The organism is Collinsella sp. TF11-5AC, assembly GCF_003436775.1.
Taxonomy (GTDB): domain Bacteria; phylum Actinomycetota; class Coriobacteriia; order Coriobacteriales; family Coriobacteriaceae; genus Collinsella.
Genome location: NZ_QSQO01000003.1, coordinates 122718 through 142339 on the forward strand (window position 1 = coordinate 122718; position 19622 = coordinate 142339).

19 protein-coding genes are annotated in these 19622 nt (G+C 60.9%); 8 read left to right on the top strand and 11 right to left on the bottom strand.

The genetic code is table 11. The annotated features are described in order from the left end of the window. Positions 1-231: 231 nt before the first annotated feature. The 4 genes from DXD16_RS02740 to DXD16_RS02755 form a co-directional block, all read right to left on the bottom strand. Positions 232-1140: a UTP--glucose-1-phosphate uridylyltransferase gene (locus DXD16_RS02740; protein WP_055250255.1), complete on the bottom strand. Its 909-nt coding sequence runs from the start codon at positions 1138-1140 to the stop codon at positions 232-234. 314 nt (positions 1141-1454) lie between these two features. Beyond that, the gene (gene rplL / locus DXD16_RS02745) at positions 1455-1832 is read right to left on the bottom strand and encodes a 50S ribosomal protein L7/L12 (RefSeq protein WP_006235005.1); all 378 of its coding nucleotides are present in this window, start codon (positions 1830-1832) and stop codon (positions 1455-1457) included. Between the two features lie 102 nt (positions 1833-1934). Further along, complete coding sequence (gene rplJ, locus DXD16_RS02750) at positions 1935-2456, bottom strand: 50S ribosomal protein L10 (protein ID WP_006235004.1); 522 nt, start codon at positions 2454-2456, stop codon at positions 1935-1937. A gap of 506 nt (positions 2457-2962) precedes the next feature. Then, on the bottom strand, positions 2963-4099 hold the full coding sequence (locus tag DXD16_RS02755) for a pyridoxal phosphate-dependent aminotransferase (protein WP_117655039.1): 1137 nt from the start codon (positions 4097-4099) through the stop codon (positions 2963-2965). A gap of 93 nt (positions 4100-4192) precedes the next feature. Here DXD16_RS02755 and DXD16_RS02760 point away from each other — a divergent pair, with 93 nt between their 5' ends. Beyond that, the gene (locus DXD16_RS02760) at positions 4193-4855 is read left to right on the top strand and encodes a hypothetical protein (RefSeq protein ID WP_117563775.1); all 663 of its coding nucleotides are present in this window, start codon (positions 4193-4195) and stop codon (positions 4853-4855) included. 1 nt (position 4856) lies between these two features. Here the strand turns inward: DXD16_RS02760 and DXD16_RS02765 are convergent, their stop codons facing one another. The 6 genes from DXD16_RS02765 to DXD16_RS02790 form a co-directional block, all read right to left on the bottom strand. After that, positions 4857-5420 (bottom strand): uracil-DNA glycosylase family protein, encoded by a 564-nt coding sequence (locus DXD16_RS02765; protein ID WP_117563776.1) that lies wholly within the window; start codon positions 5418-5420, stop codon positions 4857-4859. A gap of 3 nt (positions 5421-5423) precedes the next feature. Next, on the bottom strand, positions 5424-6800 hold the full coding sequence (locus DXD16_RS02770; protein ID WP_117655040.1) for an alpha-amylase family glycosyl hydrolase: 1377 nt from the start codon (positions 6798-6800) through the stop codon (positions 5424-5426). A 154-nt stretch (positions 6801-6954) separates the two neighbouring features. Continuing rightward, the gene (locus DXD16_RS02775) at positions 6955-8151 is read right to left on the bottom strand and encodes an MFS transporter (protein WP_117655041.1); all 1197 of its coding nucleotides are present in this window, start codon (positions 8149-8151) and stop codon (positions 6955-6957) included. A gap of 124 nt (positions 8152-8275) precedes the next feature. Next, positions 8276-10636, bottom strand: coding sequence for a ferrous iron transport protein B (gene feoB, locus DXD16_RS02780; RefSeq protein WP_117655042.1), 2361 nt, complete (start codon positions 10634-10636; stop codon positions 8276-8278). A gap of 121 nt (positions 10637-10757) precedes the next feature. Further along, positions 10758-11078, bottom strand: a complete 321-nt coding sequence (locus DXD16_RS02785) for a hypothetical protein (protein ID WP_117637613.1) — start codon at positions 11076-11078, stop codon at positions 10758-10760. Positions 11079-11125: 47 nt separating this feature from the next. Then, a complete protein-coding gene (locus DXD16_RS02790; RefSeq protein WP_117563781.1) occupies positions 11126-12025 on the bottom strand; it encodes an alpha/beta hydrolase in 900 nt (299 codons plus the stop codon). Positions 12026-12271: 246 nt separating this feature from the next. Between DXD16_RS02790 and DXD16_RS02795 the strand changes: the two genes are divergently transcribed. From DXD16_RS02795 to DXD16_RS02820, 6 genes are all read left to right on the top strand, one after another. Continuing rightward, on the top strand, positions 12272-12835 hold the full coding sequence (locus tag DXD16_RS02795) for a PTS glucose transporter subunit IIA (protein ID WP_117563782.1): 564 nt from the start codon (positions 12272-12274) through the stop codon (positions 12833-12835). Positions 12836-13015: 180 nt separating this feature from the next. After that, on the top strand, positions 13016-14419 hold the full coding sequence (gene asnS / locus DXD16_RS02800) for an asparagine--tRNA ligase (protein ID WP_117563868.1): 1404 nt from the start codon (positions 13016-13018) through the stop codon (positions 14417-14419). 249 nt (positions 14420-14668) lie between these two features. Continuing rightward, positions 14669-15454: a hypothetical protein gene (locus DXD16_RS02805; protein WP_089572510.1), complete on the top strand. Its 786-nt coding sequence runs from the start codon at positions 14669-14671 to the stop codon at positions 15452-15454. Between the two features lie 160 nt (positions 15455-15614). Continuing rightward, the gene (locus DXD16_RS02810; protein ID WP_117563784.1) at positions 15615-16595 is read left to right on the top strand and encodes an ABC transporter substrate-binding protein; all 981 of its coding nucleotides are present in this window, start codon (positions 15615-15617) and stop codon (positions 16593-16595) included. A gap of 204 nt (positions 16596-16799) precedes the next feature. After that, positions 16800-17723: an ABC transporter permease gene (locus DXD16_RS02815; protein WP_117655043.1), complete on the top strand. Its 924-nt coding sequence runs from the start codon at positions 16800-16802 to the stop codon at positions 17721-17723. Further along, a complete protein-coding gene (locus tag DXD16_RS02820) occupies positions 17716-18510 on the top strand; it encodes an ABC transporter ATP-binding protein (protein ID WP_117655044.1) in 795 nt (264 codons plus the stop codon). Before DXD16_RS02815 ends, DXD16_RS02820 begins: the two co-directional genes overlap by 8 nt. Before the next feature lie 2 nt (positions 18511-18512). Here the strand turns inward: DXD16_RS02820 and DXD16_RS10280 are convergent, their stop codons facing one another. Further along, a complete protein-coding gene (locus DXD16_RS10280; protein ID WP_158551514.1) occupies positions 18513-18668 on the bottom strand; it encodes a hypothetical protein in 156 nt (51 codons plus the stop codon). Positions 18669-18844: 176 nt separating this feature from the next. On the opposite strand from DXD16_RS10280, the gene DXD16_RS02825 reads away from it, so the two are divergent. Further along, positions 18845-19612, top strand: coding sequence for a mechanosensitive ion channel family protein (locus DXD16_RS02825; RefSeq protein ID WP_117635370.1), 768 nt, complete (start codon positions 18845-18847; stop codon positions 19610-19612). Positions 19613-19622 lie beyond the last annotated feature (10 nt).

Here is a 19622-nt window from a genome sequence, read left to right on the forward strand (position 1 = left end):
AGTTATCGCAACCTAATAGTTTATCAGGTACCGACCGTTGGGCAAGAAAAGCCTTGACGCGATTGAGTTTTTGGAGTAGCAAAGATTTTCGACAGAAAACACGCAGGTAGATATATGTGTATCGAACATCTGTTCATATATTTTCTGTGAACAGAGAGCCGGCAATCGCAGCTCTTATAAAAAACGGGCGCGAACCGAAGTCCGCGCCCGTAAATGTCGATGCCCGAAGGCTTACTTGCGCATCAATCCGCCGCGCTCGTCGATAGCGTCCCAGAAGGCATCGGCAAAGCGGGGGTCGCTTGCAGCCATGAGGGCGTTGGTGGCCATCCAGCCAGAGGGAGTGCCGGTGTCGTAGCCCGACAGCGGGTCGATGACGACCGCATACATGGCCTCGCGGTCGAGCGAACGGGCCATGGCGTCGGTGAGCTGGATCTCGCCGCCCTTGCCGGCCTGCTGATCTGCCAGCAGGTCCATGACCAGCGGGCTCAGCAGGTAGCGACCGACGATGTACAGGTTGGACGGAGCAGCCTCGGGAGCGGGCTTCTCAACCAGACCGCCGATACGCCAGACAGCGCCCGGCTCGGCATCGGCAACGTCCTCGGCGCCCTCGAGCGAACCGACGCGCTCGCCGGCGATAACGCCGTAGCGGCTGACTTCCTCGGGCGAGCAAGCAGCGACGGCGATAACCGAAGCGCCACCGTGCTCCTTGGAAACGGCGAGCATCTTGTCGCAGATATCGCGGTTAGGCACAACGTAGTCGCCCAGAAGAACCAGGAAGTTCTCCCCTGCCACGGCGTCGGCAGCAGAGCGAATAGCATGGCCGAGGCCCTTGGGCTCGTACTGATAACGGAAGTCGACCGGCATACCGCCAGCGTGGGCGACGGCATCGGCATAGGCGTTCTTGCCGCGCTCGCGCAGCAGGTTCTCGAGCGAACGGTCGGGCTGGAAGTAGTTCAGCAGCTCGGGCTTGCCGGGAGAAGTAACGATGATGGCGTCGTCGACCTCCTCGGGGTCGAGTGCCTCCTCGACGACGTACTGAATGACGGGCTTGTCGAGCACCGGCAGCATCTCTTTGGGCGTGCACTTGGTGCCAGGCAGAAAACGCGTGCCAAGACCGGCGGCGGGGATGATTGCCTTCATGTTATTCAAAGATCCTTTCGCAGGCGCAAAAGCGCCCCATGCGTGCGGCACACAGCCGCAGACCAAATTGCGATACCCAAGCATCTTACCGCTGGAACTATATGTCGCTACAAGGCAGAGACAATTCTTCAGCAGGTCAACGCAAATTATTGCTCGAATGGTGCAATTTTATTGCCCAACGGCAGGGCACCCGATACGACGCAAATCACAGAACATGGCAGTTTGAGCAACCGATGCCGAGGGACCGAAAAACAAAAAAGACGGGGCTCGCAATGCGAACCCCGTCTGCAAAGAAATCTGGCGAGAAAGCCTGATTACTTGAGGGTGACAGCAGCGCCAGCAGCCTCGAGCTTCTCCTTGGCAGCCTCGGCGTCCTCCTTCTTGGCACCCTCGAGAACAGCCTTGGGAGCGCCCTCGACGACCTCCTTGGCCTCCTTCAGGCCAAGGTTGGTGAGCTCACGGACGGCCTTGATGACCTGGATCTTGTTGTCGCCGAAGCCCTCGAGCACGACGTCAAACTCGGTCTTCTCCTCGGCCTCAGCAGCGCCAGCAGCGGGAGCGGCGACAACAGCGGCAGGAGCAGCGGCGGAAACGCCGAAGGTGTCCTCGATAGCCTTAACGAGCTCGGAAGCCTCGAGAAGGGTCATTTCCTTAAGAGCATCGATGATCTCATCGGTGGTAAGCTTAGCCATTTCTAAGTCCTTTCGGTTTCCGTGTCTGTGCACGGAGATCAGTTAAAACACGGCGCGAATGCGCCAGGGGTGCGGCGTTGCCGCCGCGGGTGAAAACAGCGACTAGGCTGCCTTCTGCTCGGAGACCTGCTGGATCGAACGAGCGAGACCAGAGGAAACGCCGTTGACGCAGACAGCGATGTCGCGAGCGAAACCGGAGATGAGACCGGCGATCTGGCCGAGAAGCTGATCCTTGGTGGGCAGCTCGGCGATAGCCTTAACATCATCAGCGGAAACGGCCTTGCCGTCGGAGATACCGCCCTTGATCTCAAGGACGCCCTTGGACTTAGCAGAGAAGTCCTTAAGGGCCTTAGCGGCCTCGACCGGCTCGGACTCGTAGAACACATAAGCGACGGGGCCGGCGAGGATCTCGTCGAGCTCGGGCTGTTCCTGGTTCTTGAGAGCGATCTTGACCAGGTTGTTCTTGTAGACCTTCATCTCGGCGCCGCACTCGCGAAGCTGATGACGCAGCTCCTGAGCCTGCTTAACCGTCAGACCGTTGTAGTTGACGACGAACAGACCGGCGTTCTCGGCGATACGGGACTCGATCTCTGCAACCTTGTCGATTTTGTACTGCTGGGGCATGAATTACACCTCCTCGAATTCTTTCCGGGCACGGTCCGCCACAAGGACGTGACGGGGGCATGTCCAAAAAGAAAGCCCCCGCGCTGCATGAGCGACGGGGGCGAGAAGACATATCTACTCGACCACCTCGGCTGGCGGGATATCCCATTAAGCTCGCGGGCGATGCCCGTTTGCACCGGCTGTCTCTGGCAGCGGATTCGTGCGTGAACCGAAAGTATTATGGCGGGGACCCCGGCGTCGGTCAACGGGAAACCGGGCTGCACACAATTCCACCATCCGGCCGCGCCGCCGAAGGCCAGGCGCAAGGTTTTCGCTCGGTCAGGTCCTGGGCTCGCACGAAGAGCACATTAAGTGCTCTTCGGCTCGTGCGGAATCTACGAAAACCTTGCGCCTGGCCTTCGGCGGCGCGGCCTGCGGTGACTTTGGGGCAGCCCGGTTTCCCGTTGGCCGGCGCCCCCCACTCATAAGCCTTAAGTCGGTGGGCTGATATGTTGCGTCCCTGATGGCTATAGGGTTGAGACGAAGGTGGATAGGCGGTGGAGACCTTCGTCTAGGTCTTTGTCGGAGACGCAGTAGCTTAGGCGGATGTGGCCTTCGGTGCCGAAACAGTCGCCCGGAACCAGGGCTACGTTTGCCTCTTTGATGGCTTTGATGCAGAAGTCTTCGCTTGTTAGGCCGAATTGTTTGATGCTCGGGAAAGTGTAGAAGGCTCCTGCGGGCTCCACGACGTCCAGGCCCATGGCGTCTAAGGCTGCGAGTACGCGTTCGCGGCGGGCTCGGTAGACTTTGAGCATGGGGGTTGGGTCGACGGTGAGGGCTCGGGCTGCGGCGTCCATTTCGAAGGAGACAGCACTCGATACTAAGTATTGGTGAGCCTTTGCGATCTCGGCGATGACGGGGGCTGCCGCTGCGAGCCAGCCCAAGCGCCAGCCGGTCATGGCCCAGGGCTTGGAGAAGCTCTCGATGACCACCGTCTGGTCGCGCAGCTCCGGGTGGCGCTGGGCAAAGCGCTCGTAGCCATCCACATAGACCAGACGGTTGTATACGTCGTCGCAGACTACGTAGATGCCCGCCTGCTCTGCCACGCGCGCCACGGCGTCGAGCGATGCCGTGTCGAGGATGCAACCCGTGGGATTGTTGGGCGAGCAGATGACGATGGCCTTGGTCGCCGGGGTCACACAGGCGCGAAGCGCATCCTCGTCAATCTGGAATTGCGCAGGCTCCGTATCCAAAAAGACAGCCTTGGCGTGATTGGCCACGACGATGCTCTCGTACAGGCCAAAGGCCGGCGTGGGGATGATGACCTCGTCGCCGGGGTTGAGCATAGCCATAAATGTTGCCGACAGTGCCTCGGTCGCGCCGTCGGTCAGGATGACCTCATCGGCGGAAAACGCCAGGCCCGCGTCATCCATATATTCGGACAGTGCATCACGCAGGGCGGGGCGACCGTTGTTGGGCGGATAGTGCGTGTCACCGCGGTCCAGCGCGGCGGTCACCTCGGCGCTAATCACATCGGGCGTGGGAAAATCGGGCTCGCCGAGCGCGAGCGCGATACACCCCGGATGCTGGGCGGCGAGCGCGTTAATCCGGCGGATACCGGAGGGCTTGAGCATGGCAAGCGAGGTATTCATGGGCAGACGCATGGCGTTCCTTTCGTAAGGGTTGCACTAGGATAGCGCGGCGGGGCGCCACCAGACGGTGTAACCTAAACGGAAACGAGCCGGAAAGGAGATGGCATGGAGACGACCGCGCGCGGCGACTTACCAAAAACACTGCACACCATTGCGTATATCAGTATTCCCAATAGCGCCGATCTTGATTTTTTGCTCTGGGACCTGCAGGATGCCATCGCCGCCTATGCTCAACTTTCCGGCACCGCACTCCCCCGCCCGGTCGACTTGAAGGCAAATGACGCCGGCAGCGTTGCCGATGGCATCGTGCTGGCCATTGAAGATGTGGCTGACGATGAGACGTTGACTGCTATCGAGCAGGCGCTTGAGCGCTTTGGCGGTACGGGAACGCGCGTCTATGCCGCGATTCGAGCCGCACAAGAGGGCACTGAGCAGGCGCGTGGGACCGCCGTTCGCCTGCACAAGGCATGTGAGCGCCATGACCAATTGTGGTGTGGCGGCGTTGCCATCTGCGCCGGCAGCGGCATCGCAGCGCTTCGCCATTCCCCGCGCATGGGACTCTTGCGGCGACCGTTTTCGGAGGCCATGGACAAGCTCGTGGGCGCCGTGCGCATGGGCTGCTCCGTCGAGCATGCACAGCGACTTGGCGGCGGCAATGCCGCCAACGTCGACGCCGACGGCATGGTTTGCGCCGAGCCAGCCGTGCCCGCGCCGATCTGGCGAGGCGTTCTGAAACGTCTGGGCGCCCACGCTCAAACAAAAATCTAAATTAAATAACAGCCCAGTCAACGGCTTCGTGCCAACGCTCGACAAGACGCTCCAGTCGCCAGGCGGCATTGGCAGGACTTGTCGAGGGCAGGACGACGGCGGGCAACCCCGTCCGATCTTGCAAGTAGCGTTTGTAGAGTCGCCCTGCCGTACCGCCGTTACAGACAACGACCTCGATCGGCGCGGCATCGGTAATGCGCTCGATATGTGCCGGCACAACGTTGCGAATGCTCGCGTCGCTCGAGCCCTTAATGTCGCAACTCTCGATCACATCCCACAGGCCCACGCCGCCGTTCAGCAGCATAGATCGCTTGGCAGCAATGGAGGCATCGAGCGTCGCGGGCTCACCGCTTGCCAAAGGATCGCCCTCGTTGGGCGGCACAGGCACACCGAGGCACGCAGCCATCACACGCCAAAAGCGATTCTGAGGGTTGCCGTAATAAAAGGCATTTGCACGCGAGAGCACCGAGGGAAACGACCCCAGCACCAAAACGCGCGAGCGCTGGTCGAACACAGGCTCAAACCCATGCTCAATATGTTGATAGTCCTCGTCAGACACGGCCATGGGCTAGGCTCTCAACAGATAGCGCACCTCGTAGGGTGCAAGCTCAAGCGTGCCCGCAAGCTCAACCGCAGGTGCACCGTCGGTAAGCAGGTCGACAAAGGACCCGTTGAGCTCGCCGGCGCCAAAGGTGTAAGGCTCGCCCACGGCGCTCACCGCCACGAGCACCGTCGCGTCATCACAGGCGCGCTCGAACAGCAGCTGCTTGTTCTGGATCACCACGTTGCGATAGGCACCGTAGTTGAGAGCACAGGCCGCCGCGTCATCGGCCGAGCGAAGGTGCGCAAGCTGCGTGATGAACGCCGTCAGCTCGTTGGGCGCAGGCTCATCGAGCGCAGGTCGCAGCGCCCAGTCACCATCGGGGCCGCCCTTTTCGCCGGCAATCCCCCACTCGCTGCCATAGTAGACGCACGGAATGCCCGGCATGCCAAAGAGCATGCCATAGACGGGACGCAGGCACGACTTGTCGGTGAGGATGCTTGCCAGGCGCGGCACGTCGTGGTTGTCGACAAACGACAGCAGGTGCTTGCCGCGGTAGATGCACCACGGATCGCCGCCAAACTGGCGATGCAGCGAATGCGCGATCTCGAACATATTGACCGAGTTAAAGCTGGAGTACAGGCCCTTGTAGCACTCGTAGTTGGTGCAGGAGTCGAGCATCTCGTCGTTGACGATCTGGTTGTAGTCACCGTGAAGCGTCTCGCCGATCAGCACAAAGTCGGGCTTGAGCTCACGGGTAAAGGCGTGCAGGCGACGCATAAAGTCGCGGTCGAGCATATAGGCAACGTCCAGGCGCAGACCGTCGACGCCAAAGACCTCGGCCCAGCGGCGCACGGACTCGAGCAGGTAATCGACCACGGCGGGGTTTTGCAGGTTGAGCTTCACGAGCTCAAAATGGCCTTCCCAGCCCTCGTACCAAAAGCCGTCGCCATAGCAGGAATCGCCGTCAAAGCTGATGTGGAACCAATCCTTGTACGGCGAGTCCCACTTACGCTCCTGCACATCGCGGAAGGCCCAAAAGCCACGGCCCACATGGTTGAAGACGGCATCGAGCACCACGCGGATGCCATGGGCGTGCAGCGTCTCGCATACGGCGGCAAAATCGGCATCCCCGCCCAGGCGGCGGTCGATATGGCGCAGGCTGCGCGTATCGTAGCCGTGGCTATCAGACTCGAGCGGCGGGTTAATCAGCACAGCGCCAATACCGAGTTTTTGCAGGTAGTCGGCCCATTGGGCGATCTTCATGATGGGCGCATCGGGGTTGGGCGCAGCGTTGGCAGCCTGGGCGAGCTCATCCTCGGCAACGGGCGCGGCGTTTTCGCGCGGAGCTCCGCAAAAGCCCAGCGGATAGATCTGATAGAACGTCGTCTCGTATGCCCACATAGCAACCTCCCGGCAAGCTTTCACGCAACGACATCCATTGTATGCCCGCCGCGTATCCCCTCCCCCAAAATAAGTTGCGGTGAAATAATTCCTGCTTGGACCTTCAGGGGCCTTAAACAGGAGCTATTCCACCGCAGCTGATGAGGGGACGTGATTAGGCGACGGGCTTTGCGCGGCGTATGGCCGGGAACAGCACCGTGATGGCGAGGATGACGCCCACGACGGTAATCGCCCCGCCCGCGAAGCCAATCCAAGCGATACCGGGACCCGAAACCACGGCGCCACCGATTGCGGTGCCCGTGCCGATACCCAGATTGAACAGGCCCGAGAAGATCGACATGGCGACGGCCGACGAATCCGCCGGTGTGTACTTGATGAGCTCGGCCTGAAACGCCACGTTAAAGGCCGTGGCGCAGCAGCCCCATAGCGCGCAAACAGCGAGAACGGCGACGAGCGACGGTGCAACCGGACCCATGAGCAGCAGAGCCACCGGCACGCCGGAGAGCGTGATAGCCAAGAACGGGAAGCGATGCCCATCGAACAGACGGCCGAACAGCCAGCTTCCGAGCAGACCAGAGCAGCCGAACGCCGTCAGCGTCATGGTAATAGCGCTTGCGTCGACGTGCGCGACCTGCGCCAGGAACGGCTCGATATAGCTGTAACCCGCATAATAGCCGGTTGCCATAAAGACCGTGACCGCGTAGAGCGCGATCAGGAACGGGTTCTTGAGCAGCACGGGCAACTGTTTGACGGTAAAGCGCTCACCCGCCGGCATAGCCGGAAACACCGCGGCTTGGTACACCACCGCGGCGGCAGAGAAGGCACCGACCACGGCGAATGTCATGCGCCAGCCCACGGCCAGCCCGATGGCGCGGCCGATCGGCAGGCCAAAAATCTGCGCGATGGACGAGCCCGTGGCGATTATGCTGATGGCGAGCGCCCCATGGCGGGTGTCGACCAGGCGCGAAGCCATGATCGAGGCGACCGACCAGAACACGGCATGCGCGCAGGCGACCACCAGGCGCGCGCAGACCAAAATAGGATAGGTGGGCGCCACGGCGGACAGGAACTGGCCCAGCGAAAACACGGCAAGCACGCCCAACAGCATCCGTTTGAACTCAAAACGTGAGGCAAACACCATGAGCGGCAGCGACAGCAGCATGACGCCCCAAGCATAGACCGAGATCATGATGCCTGCCTGGGCCTCGGTGAGCGAGAACGATGCGGCAATATCAATCAGAAGGCCAATGGGCATGAATTCCGACGTGTTGAATACGAACGCACAGCAGGCGAGCCCGATAAGCGGGAGCCACTGCTTGAGCGAGATGCCATCTTGTCTTGCCTGAGTCATGTAGGAACCCTCTCCGATTGTCTTGAGCGATGGGCGATTATATAGCAACGGCCCCGCATCCGTCAGCAACAGATGCGGGGCCGTAATCAACTCAATACACAGAGGTTGCGCCATCAATAAATAACTAAGCCAACCCCAGCAATATGCCTGCCGAATGCACGACAAACGCCACAATCCAGGCAACCGTCACTTGGAACGCGAACACGGCCACGGCGTAGCGCGCGCCCAGCTCGCTCTTGACGGCGCCGATGGCCGCCACGCAGGGCGGGTACAGCAGCGTAAAGACCAGGAACACATAGGCGGTGAACGGCGAGAACATAGTCGACAGTGCAGCGGGCGAGGTTGCGCCCAGAAGCACCGTGAGGGTCGAGATGACACTCTCCTTGGCGATAAGTCCGGTGACGAGAGCCGTCGACGCACGCCAGTCGCCAAAGCCGAGCGGCGCCAGCACCGGCGCGATGATGCTACCCAAACTGGCAAGCAGGCTTTGCGACTGATCGGCGACCACGTTAAAGCGAATATCGAACGTCTGGAGGAACCAGATGACCACGGTGGCGGCAAAGATAATGGTGAAGGCCTTGGTAATAAAGTCCTTGGCCTTATCCCATGCCAGCATCACCGTCGTCTTGACGCTCGGCAGACGGTAATTGGGAAGCTCCATGATAAACGGCACCGGGTCACCCTTAAATGCCGTGCGATTGAGCACCAAAGCCGCGATGCAACCGACCGCAATGCCAATCAAATAGAGCGAGACCATGGCGGGAACCGTCGCCTGCGGGAAAAACGCCCCGCACAGCAGACCGTAGACCGGCAACTTGGCCGAACAGCTCATGAACGGCGTGAGCATGACGGTCATCTTGCGGTCGTGCTCGGATGGGAGCGTACGGGTTGACATGATAGCCGGCACGGTGCAGCCAAAACCGACGAGCATAGGCACGAAGCTGCGGCCCGACAGGCCAAAGCGACGCAGCACTTTATCCATGACAAAGGCCACGCGCGCCATGTAGCCGGAGTCTTCCAGAATGGAGAGGAACAAAAAGAGCACGACGATAATCGGCAGGAAGGTCAGCACGCTGCCCACGCCCGTAAGCACGCCGTCGACAGCCAGCGAGCGTACCACGTCGTTGGTGCCGAACGCCTTGAGGCCCGCATCGGCCGAGGCGATGACGGCAGCGATGCCGTCCTCCATGAGTCCCTGCAACGCCGCGCCGATCACGCCAAACGTCAGCCAAAAGACGAGGCCCATGATCACCAGAAACGCCGGAATGGCTGTGTAGCGACCCGTCAGGATGCGGTCGATCTTGACGGAGCGCACGTGCTCGCGGCTCTCGTGCGGCTTGACGACGCAACGCCCGCACACGTCGCCGATAAAGCTAAAGCGCATATCGGCCAGCGCGGACAGACGGTCGGTGCCGGCTTCGCCCTCCATCTGGGTAATGATGTGCTCGATAGCGTCGAGCTCATTGCGATCCAAGTGAAGCGCCTCGGTCACCAGCTCGTCGCCTTCAACCAGCTTGGTCGCCGCAAAACGCACCGGAATGTGCGCCGTCACGGCATGGTCCTCGATCAGGTTGGCAATACCGTGGATGCAGCGATGCAGTGCACCGCCGTCCGAGCCATCGGGCGCACAGAAGTCCAGGCGACCGGGGCGCTCGCGGAACCGTGCCACGTGCAAGGCATGATCCACCAGCTCGCCGATACCCTCGTTGCGGGCAGCGCTAATGGGGACAACAGGCACGCCCAACAGGCTCTCGAGCAGGTTGACGTCCACGGCGCCGCCGTTGGCCGTCACCTCGTCCATCATGTTGAGCGCGATGACCATGGGGCGGTCGAGCTCCATAAGCTGCAGCGTCAGGTACAGGTTGCGTTCGATATTAGTAGCGTCGATGATGTCGATGATGGCGTCGGGGTTTTCGTCCAGGATAAATTGGCGACTGACGATCTCTTCGCCCGTGTACGGAGACAGCGAATAGATGCCGGGCAGGTCGGTAACGCTTGCCTCGGGATGGTTACGGATGGTGCCGTCCTTGCGGTCGACCGTCACGCCGGGAAAGTTACCGACGTGCTGGTTGGAGCCCGTAAGCTGGTTGAATAACGTGGTCTTGCCGCAGTTTTGGTTGCCAGCGAGGGCAAAGTGCAGCGGTGCGCCCTCGGGCACGGCCGTTTTTGCCGCACGGGGCGAATACGTCCCCTCGCCCAGGGCCGGATGCTCCGTCGTGCCGATTGCGGCGTTAGCGCGCGGACCTGTATCGGTGTCGTGAATACCCACGAGCTCGATGCGAGCGGCATCGTCCTTGCGCAGCGTCAACTCGTAGCCACGCAGGCGAATCTCGAGCGGGTCGCCCATGGGGGCGTACTTCATCATGGTGACTTCGGTGCCCGGCGTCAGGCCCATGTCCAAAATATGCTGACGGAGCGCCTGGTCGTCGGATGTCACCGATGCGACAACGGCGTCCTTTCCAATCTCGAGTGTATCGAGCTTCACGCGCTCATCCTTTCGTTAGACGCGGTTAACCGTTTACCGGGGTTAACCAACTCGTAACGACAAATGATAGCGCTCTGAACTATTTTATAAAGTCAAATACCGATGTTTACCTGCGCAAACTTTATGCGGTGCGCCCCGAAGGCTCTTTACGCATACCGCTCAGCGAGATCGAAACGGAACCCGACCGCGCGGTAGCAGTGAGTCGATCACCCTCGACCGACCCCGTGCATGTAAAGGGCGCCTTGCCCATCAAGACGTGGGAGATAGTACCCAAGAGCTCAAAGAAATCGCCCTCAGCACGGGCACTCGAGAGAGCGATATTGAGACCCCTGACGTTTAGTACTGCCCTGAGCGCGCCGTTCACCCCATGTGAAAACGTCACCTCGCCGCGTCTACTCCCCACCGGCGTCTGGGCCGAAACCACATACGTACCCTCAAGCATGGTTCCTCCTCTAAGCAGACTTTTTGAAACGGGCAAGTAGTCTACTTTTACATATGGCGCTCCAGGAAGCGGAAGGCCAGGCGGATCCAAGGACGGACTGCCACTTGCTTGTCCTCGTTGTCGACCGCGGTATTGGCGTTGCCGAGCGAAAGGCCGTGGCCACCCTGGTCAAAGACGTGCATCTCGCATGCGACCCCTTCCTCGGCCATGCGCTGCGCAAACGGATAGACCTGCGCAATCGGCGCCGTCTTGTCGTCCGAAACGCCCCACACAAAGGTCGGAGGCATCTGGCGCGAAACGTGCGTGGTAGGGCAAATGTCGGCCAGGTGCTCATCGGTCGCCTCGCCGCCCGTCACCATCGACAGATAGTCGTTGAGCAAATCGCGCCCCGTCTTGCCACCCGTCTTGGGCACGCGCAGGTCGATGCGCGGGTCGCGCGTCTGCATATCGCGCACATAGGCAAGGTCGAGCAACGGATAGCCCAGCACCACGGCGTCGGGACGAATATCCTCCGGACGAGCCCCGGCAAGGCCCGCGAAAGGTCCGGTCTTCCACTGCGTTGCCAACGAGGCGCAGATCATGCCGCCCGCCGAGAAACCCACGATGCACACGCGCTTGGGATCGACATGCCACTCGTCGGCGTTGGCGCGCACGGTAGCGACCATCTTGGCGAGGTCCGCCTGCGGGTGCGGAAAACTCACGTCGCCCGTGGCGCTCGTCACATAGTTGAGCACAAAGGCCTGGTAGCCGCGGTCCAAAAACGCAAACGCCACCGGGTCCTGCTCGTGCGGAGCGATATGCGTAAACCCGCCTCCGCCGCAGATGATCACCGCGGGGCGGCGGCCATTGGGCTTGTCGGGCAGCGGCTCGGCACCCAGATACGTAAACGTCGCCGGATAATCCTCGGTCGGCTCCTCGCCCCACAGCGCATGGTTCTCAATAATCATAGGTGCTCCCTCCGTGCGATTCGTGCGCACTCGTTTTTCGCACCTTAGCGTACCCCACTTGAGCCCGCGGCGCAGAAACACCCCCGCAATAAGTTGGCCTTCAACTGATATATCACAAAATCGCTGTTCAGAGGTATCGTTGGACAGCGTAAAATAGGAGCGCTGACCGTGCTGGGAAACACGTACGAAACGTTTCCGGCAAACCACACGCGTGCAACATGCGCGCCTGATACGTTGGAGGCATCTATGGGTCTGCTCGATTCGCTCAAGTCCACGTTCACTTCGTCGGGCGAGGCGTCCGTTCCGCCCGCAGCAAGCTTCGCCACCCGCGAAGGCGTCATCTACGCTCCTGTCAACGGCGTGCTCGTCAATCTGGGTGAGGTTCCCGACGAGACCATCGCCTCGGGCATGCTCGGCCAGGGCTACGGCATCGAGCCCATTACCGGCACCATTTACGCCCCCGCTAACGGCCGTATCGGCGCCACCACCGTCACCAACCACTCCATCGGCATGATCACCGAGGACGGTCTTCGCGTGTTCATCCATGTTGGCCTGGGCACCGTGGAAATGAACGGCAAGGGTTTTGCCCGCTTTGTCGAGATGGGTGACACGGTCAAGGCCGGCCAGCCGCTCATCAGCTTCGATCGCGAGGCCATCAAGGCCGCCGGCCACGAGGACATCGTGACCGTCATCATCTCCGAGCTCGATCGTCTTAAGAGCATCGACCATGTCGGCGAGTCCGGAACGCTTATCGGCGGCAACCCGCTCGTCAAGCTGGGCGACCCGCTGCTGGTAGCCAAGACCAAGTAGCCAGGCCCCGCGCCACACAGCCAAAAGGCAACACGAAAAGCGCCCACGAGCATTTGCCGTGGGCGCTTTTCGTTTGAAAAACCATCCCGCCAATGCCTTATCTGTATAGCCCAAATGAGCCGAGCTGCTAGAATATCGAACTGTATGGATAACTATCATTCAACCGTTATGGGAGGATACGTGAACCGCACCAAAATCGCGCAGCTTTACGCCGATGCCGAGTCGCTTGGCGGCCAGACCGTCACCGTCGCCGGCTGGGTCAAGTCCATCCGCGACATGAAGAACTTTGGCTTTGTTACGCTCAACGACGGCAGCTGCTTCCGCGACCTGCAGGTCGTCATGAACCGCGAGGCACTCGACAACTACGACGAGATCGCCCATCAAAACGTCTCGGCCGCACTCATTTGCACCGGCACCGTCAAGCTGACCCCCGATGCGCCCCAGCCCTTCGAGCTTTCTGCCACCTCCATCGAGGTCGAGGGCGTCAGCGCCCCGGATTACCCGCTGCAGAAGAAGCGCGCAACCGTCGAGTTCCTGCGCACCCAGCAGCACCTGCGCCCGCGCACCAACCTGTTCCGCGCCGTGTTCCGCATCCGTTCTGTCGCGGCTGCCGCCATCCACCGCTTCTTCCAGGAGCAGGGCTTTGTCTACGTCAACACCCCCATCATCACCACGAGTGACTGCGAGGGCGCCGGCGAGATGTTCCGCGTGACCACGCTCGACCCCAAAAATCCGCCCCTCACCGAGTCCGGCGAGGTCGACTGGAGCCAGGACTTCTTTGGCAAGCACGCGAGCCTTACCGTGTCCGGCCAGCTCAATGCCGAGAACTTTGCCATGGCCTTTGGCGACGTGTACACCTTTGGCCCCACCTTCCGCGCCGAAAACTCCAACACCACGCGCCACGCCGCCGAGTTTTGGATGATCGAGCCCGAGATGGCCTTTGCCGACCTGAACGACTACATGGATAACGCCGAGGCCATGCTCAAGTACGTCCTTAAGGACGTTATGGCCACCTGCCCCGACGAGCTCAATATGCTCAACAAGTTTGTGGACAAGGGCCTGATCGAGCGCCTGGACCATGTGGCAAACTCCGACTTTGCCCGCGTTACCTACACCGAGGCTGTCGAAATCCTGGAGCAGGCAGTCGCTGCTGGCCACCAGTTTGATTACCCCGTCAGCTGGGGCATCGACCTGCAGACCGAGCACGAGCGTTTCCTGACCGAGGAGCACTTTAAGCGACCGACCTTCGTAACCGACTACCCGGCCGAGATCAAGGCGTTCTACATGCGCATGAACGAGGACGGCAAGACCGTCGCCGCCGCCGACTGCCTGGTTCCCGGTATCGGCGAGATTATCGGCGGCTCCCAGCGCGAGGAGCGCCTGGATCTGCTCGAGGCCCGCATCAAGGACCTGGGCATGAATCCCGAGCAGTACAAGTACTACCTTGACCTGCGCCGCTACGGTTCCTGCAAGCACGCCGGCTACGGCTTGGGCTTCGAGCGCCTGGTCATGTATCTGACCGGCGTGGGCAACATCCGCGACGTCCTGCCGCACCCGCGCACCGTGGGCAACGCCGACTTCTAATCGCCACAGCGCCACCAAACGCGTTCCAGCGCATCACGCCAGCGCCTCTCGGCAAGCCGAGGGGCGCTTTTTTCAACAGTATCCGTCAAGCTTTTGGCAAGATTTTGGTCAGTTGAGCAGGGCTGTTGAAAACTCGACCCGCCGCTTGCCGACGACTACCGACCGCCCGGAGCGTCCTGCACCCCTGGGAAAGCCCCGCGCCCTAGGCTCCATACCGTCGCCACCCAAAACGGAAAGGACGTGGACGCCATGACCGAAACCGCTGTTGAAACTTACGAGACCACGACGAGGGGCGCCGCCTCGATGGCAGCCTATCGCGCCGTTCGCATCCTGCAACTATTAAGCGAAAACACCGGCGAGGACAAGGCCATGCTTTCCGATGAGTTGATCCGGCGTCTCGCCCATCCCGACGACCCCGCCCGCATGCCCATCTCGGCGGCACGGCGCAGCATCTACACCGCCATCTCCGCACTTCGCCATGCCGGATACGAAATTGAGTACAAGCGCGGCGTTGGCTATCGACTCTTGACCCGTCCGCTCACCGACGAAGAGATCATCCGGCTCCACGGCATGGTCATGCGCAACCGCTCCACGCCCATCGCCATTCGAAAGAGCATAGCGCAGCACCTGGTCGCCATGGCGAGTGCCGACGTTCGCGGCTACCTCGATGCACCCGAGCCTGCTCCAAGCGCAGGCGACAAATCCACCAAGGCCACACGCACGCCCGTCAAGCGCATCGATGCCTGCGAGCTCATCGAGCAGGCCATCGACCACGGAACCACGGTGAGTTTTGATATTTCGAGTGTCACGGCACGCGGAGAGGTCGAAGTGGCGCGGATGACACTCCGGCCCTTTGCCATCAAGCAACGAGACGGCATCTCATATTTGCTGGGAACGGTCTATGACGCGCGAGGCGCCGACGACACGCTGCGTACCGTTGAGATCGGCCGCATGAGAAACGTCACCACACGTCTCCTTGACGGCAAGAAGCTCTTCGCCGTCCTGGACGAGGACGATGCCTCCTCCGCCGCATAAGACCCTCCGCCGCCCATTCGACTACCCGTACCGCCCATCCGATTCTGTATTAAAAAACCCGCCAGGCTGTTGTAAAAATGGACATCAGCGCTACTATAGTTCCACTTGCACTTTGTCCCAGTGCAGTGTTTCCAGCCATTTTTATACTGGGGGTAATGATATGAAGGACATCACCATCAGCCGCAGGAGCCTTCTGGTCTCCGCCGGTCTGCTCGCGCTCGCCCCGCTCGCCGGATGCGGCGGCAACTCTGGTTCCGGCTCTGCTGCCGCCGGTTCCGACTACACCATCGGCGTTCTGCAACTCACCGAGCACTCCGCACTCGATGCCGCCAACGACGGCTTTGTCAAGGCCATCAAGGAGAGCGGCCTTAAGGTCAAGATCGACCAGAAGAACGCCCAGAACGACCAGTCCACGTGTAAGTCCATTGCCGACAAGTTTGTGGGCGACAACGTCAACCTGATTTATGCCATCGCCACGCCCGCCGCGCAGGCTGCCGCCGGTGCCACGGCCGATATCCCCATCGTGGGCTGCGCCATCACCGACTACGCCGCCTCCGGCCTGGTCCAGGACAACGACAAGCCCGGCACCAACGTCACGGGCGCCTCCGACCTCACCCCGGTCGCCGAGCAGCTCGAGATGATGCAGAAGGTCCTGCCCGACGTTAAGAAGGTCGGCTTGCTCTACTGCACCGCTGAGTCCAACTCCGACGTCCAGATCAAGGCCGCCAAGAAGGAACTCGACAAGCTGGGCCTCGAGTACACCGATTTCACCGTCTCGAGCTCCAACGAGATTCAGTCCGTCGTCGAGTCCGCCGTGGGCAAGGTCGACGCGCTGTACTCCCCCACCGACAACACGATTGCCGCGGGTGCCTCGCAGGTGGGCCAGATCTGCAAGGAGAATAAGCTCCCCTTCGTGACCGGCGAGGAGGGTATGTGCATGGCCGGCGGCCTGTTCACCCTCTCCATCAACTATAAGGACCTGGGCTACGCCGCGGGCGAGATGGCCGTTAAGATCCTGAAGGGCGAGGCCAAGCCCGAGGATATGCCGATCAAGCACCTCTCGAGCAAGGACCTGGTCGTCGTCAAGAACGACGAGACGGCCGAGGCCCTGGGCATCGACCTTTCCGCTCTGGACGAGTAGCGCCATGCGCGGTAACGCGTCTAGGGCCCGCACGCGCGCCACAGCCGCGTTATTCAATATCTGAGTCCTTGGGGCGAACGCTAAAGACCGGCGTTCGCCCTGCTTGTTTCGGATGAGACAAAACATCCGTCCGCAGCTCTTTTATGCATTGGTACCGCTATTATGGAAAATCACGTGTCAACCCTATCCTAGGAGGTATGAAGCATGCTCATTGCATTGCAGGGCGCCGTTTCGCAGGGCGTCCTCTGGGGCATTATGGTGCTTGGCGTGTTTATCACGTTCCGCCTGCTCGACATCCCCGATATGACCTGCGACGGCAGCTTTGCCCTCGGCGGCTGTGTCTGCGCCGTACTCATCGTCAACAATAACGTCGACCCCTTGCTCGCCGTGCTGGCCGGCATGTGCGCCGGCGCCATCGCGGGCGCCGTCACGGGCATCTTGACCACCGTCTTTGAGATTCCCGCAATCCTCGCCGGAATCCTTACGCAGATCAGTCTGTGGTCCATCAACCTGCGCATCATGGGCAAGTCCAACACGCCCATCCTTGCCAAGGGCACTATCTTCTCATCCGTCAGCAACATGACGGGCCTGCCGCAGTCCACTGTTGCCATTATCCTAGGCATTGTGCTGGCCGTGGCCATCGTCGCCATCCTGTACTGGTTCTTTGGCACCGAGATCGGCTCGGCGCTGCGTGCCACCGGCAACAACGAGTACATGATCCGCGCCCTAGGCGTCAACACCAACTCCACCAAAATGATCGCCCTCGTGCTCTCCAACGCCCTCATTGGCCTTTCGGGTGCGCTCATCTGCCAGAGCCAGAAGTATGCCGACATTGGCATGGGTACCGGCGCCATCGTTATCGGTCTTGCCGCCATCGTCATCGGCGAGGTGCTCGGCCGCCTGCTGCCCGGCGGTCTCACGCAGTTCTCCGTCCGTCTGGCCTCCGCCGTCTTTGGCTCCGTGGTGTACTTCCTCATCCGCGCCATCGTGCTGCAACTGGGCATGGACGCCAACGACATGAAGCTGCTCTCCGCCGTGATCGTCGCCGTGGCCCTGTGCGTGCCCGTGGTTTGGGAGCGCTATAAGCTCCGCAGCTCCTACACGAAGGGAGATGAGGCAGATGCTTAAGCTCTCGCACGTCAAGAAGACCTTTAACAAGGGCACCGTCACCGAGAAGCGCGCGCTCACCGACGTCGACCTCACCCTCAACGATGGCGACTTTGTAACCGTGATTGGCGGCAACGGCGCCGGCAAGTCCACGCTGCTCAATATGATCGCCGGCGTGTATCCGCTTGATTCGGGTGTTATTGAGCTCGACGGCACCGACATCTCGCGTCTGAGCGAGTCGCAGCGCGCCAAGTACCTGGGCCGTGTGTTCCAGGACCCCATGCGCGGCACCGCAGCCGACATGCAAATTGCCGAAAACCTGGCCCTCGCCAAGCGCCGCGGCCAGCGTCGCGGTCTTTCGTGGGGCGTCACCAAGGCCGAGAAGGACGAGTACGTTGAACTGCTCAAGCGCCTGGACCTCGGTCTGGACACGCGTCTCAACGCCAAGGTCGGCCTGCTCTCGGGCGGCCAGCGCCAGGCACTCACCCTGCTGATGGCCACGCTCACCAAGCCGCGCCTGCTGCTGCTCGACGAGCACACGGCGGCCCTCGACCCCAAGACGGCCTCTAAGGTGCTCAACCTGACCGAGGAGATTGTCGACGAAAACCATCTGACCACGCTCATGGTTACGCACAACATGAATGACGCCATCCGTCTGGGCAACCGTCTGATCATGATGCACGAGGGCCATGTGATCTACGACGTGGCCGGCGACGAGAAGAAGTCGCTCACCGTCGCCGACCTGCTGCAGAAGTTCGAGGAGGTCTCGGGCGGCGAGCTCGCCAACGACCGCATGCTGCTGAGCTAAACCTACCAAAAAGGGACAGGTTTATTTTGGCAGGTTTTATCTGCGCAAACGTCAAAACCGCCGCAAAGGGACAGACGCCCTTGCGGCGGTTTTCGCATATTATGTCGATAATCCAGCGTCAGCAGGAACCACTGGTTAAGAACTAAGGAAACTGCCATGAGAAGACTCCTTCCCCGTCTTGCTTGACCGCCGCACTCCTTGCCGGCGTGCTCGCCGGCGGCCCAGCTTACGCCACCGCGGCCACCCCATCTCAAGTTATCGGCCCGTCCGATGTGATCGGACGGGCCTTTTGGTGGGTATCATGGTTGAATGATCATTAGGAGGTTTTCCCTACATGGAATTGTTTGAACCGATTCTTCATTTCTTTGAGCAGCGCTGGGTCCACAACATCATCTGGGCCGTCATCTTGGTAATAGTCACCGCCATCGCCGCCAAGGTGGCATCCAAGACCCTGCGCCACCTACTCAACCGAGACGACAACCCGCTTCCCGCATCGAGCATCTTCATCAACATCGCGCGTGCCGTCATTTGGATGATCGGCGGCAGCTTTATCCTCGACAACTGCTTTGGCATTAACGCAAACGCGCTCGTCGCCGCTCTTGGCGTCGGCGGCATCGCCATCTCGCTCGGCTTTCAGGACACGCTATCAAACCTTATCGGCGGCATGCAAGTGACCTTTATGGGCATCATCAAGCCCGGCGACAATATCGAGGTCGGCGGCGTGTCGGGCGTGGTCCAGGACATCACTTGGCGCCACACGACCATCGAGGACGCCTGCGGACAGACCATCATCGTCCCCAACTCCAACATCTCCAAGAACACACTCGTGCACCTCATGCCCTTTGGACGCGTTGTCGTTCCCGTCGCGGTGAAGGACACGTCAAAGTGGGACTCGCTCGATGCGCTGGCAGACGAGCTCGCCTGTGCCACCAAGGTCGCCGTTTCACCCATCTCGGGCTTTGACAAGGAACCCTACGTGCTCTTTAGCGAGATCGGCGACTTTGGCATTAAGGGTAAGATCATCTTTATCGTCAGTGACGACAGCACCACCTTTACGGCAGCCGACGCCTGCATCCGCGCCATCGCCCCCATCATCGCCTAAAACCACCGCA

Bases quoted from the DNA above. Each gene is read 5' to 3' on its own strand.
- DXD16_RS02775 (WP_117655041.1), bottom strand. From the start codon at position 8,151: ATGACTCAGGCAAGACAAGATGGCATCTCGCTCAAGCAGTGGCTCCCG.
- DXD16_RS02740 (WP_055250255.1), bottom strand. From the start codon at position 1,140: ATGAAGGCAATCATCCCCGCCGCCGGTCTTGGCACGCGTTTTCTGCCT.
- rplJ (WP_006235004.1), bottom strand. From the start codon at position 2,456: ATGCCCCAGCAGTACAAAATCGACAAGGTTGCAGAGATCGAGTCCCGT.
- DXD16_RS02790 (WP_117563781.1), bottom strand. From the start codon at position 12,025: ATGATTATTGAGAACCATGCGCTGTGGGGCGAGGAGCCGACCGAGGAT.
- rplL (WP_006235005.1), bottom strand. From the start codon at position 1,832: ATGGCTAAGCTTACCACCGATGAGATCATCGATGCTCTTAAGGAAATG.
- DXD16_RS02815 (WP_117655043.1), top strand. From the start codon at position 16,800: ATGCTCATTGCATTGCAGGGCGCCGTTTCGCAGGGCGTCCTCTGGGGC.
- DXD16_RS02820 (WP_117655044.1), top strand. From the start codon at position 17,716: ATGCTTAAGCTCTCGCACGTCAAGAAGACCTTTAACAAGGGCACCGTC.
- DXD16_RS02760 (WP_117563775.1), top strand. From the start codon at position 4,193: ATGGAGACGACCGCGCGCGGCGACTTACCAAAAACACTGCACACCATT.
- DXD16_RS02805 (WP_089572510.1), top strand. From the start codon at position 14,669: ATGACCGAAACCGCTGTTGAAACTTACGAGACCACGACGAGGGGCGCC.
- DXD16_RS10280 (WP_158551514.1), bottom strand. From the start codon at position 18,668: ATGGCAGTTTCCTTAGTTCTTAACCAGTGGTTCCTGCTGACGCTGGAT.
- DXD16_RS02755 (WP_117655039.1), bottom strand. From the start codon at position 4,099: ATGCGTCTGCCCATGAATACCTCGCTTGCCATGCTCAAGCCCTCCGGT.
- DXD16_RS02825 (WP_117635370.1), top strand. From the start codon at position 18,845: ATGGAATTGTTTGAACCGATTCTTCATTTCTTTGAGCAGCGCTGGGTC.
- DXD16_RS02795 (WP_117563782.1), top strand. From the start codon at position 12,272: ATGGGTCTGCTCGATTCGCTCAAGTCCACGTTCACTTCGTCGGGCGAG.
- DXD16_RS02785 (WP_117637613.1), bottom strand. From the start codon at position 11,078: ATGCTTGAGGGTACGTATGTGGTTTCGGCCCAGACGCCGGTGGGGAGT.
- DXD16_RS02810 (WP_117563784.1), top strand. From the start codon at position 15,615: ATGAAGGACATCACCATCAGCCGCAGGAGCCTTCTGGTCTCCGCCGGT.
- DXD16_RS02765 (WP_117563776.1), bottom strand. From the start codon at position 5,420: ATGGCCGTGTCTGACGAGGACTATCAACATATTGAGCATGGGTTTGAG.
- DXD16_RS02770 (WP_117655040.1), bottom strand. From the start codon at position 6,800: ATGTGGGCATACGAGACGACGTTCTATCAGATCTATCCGCTGGGCTTT.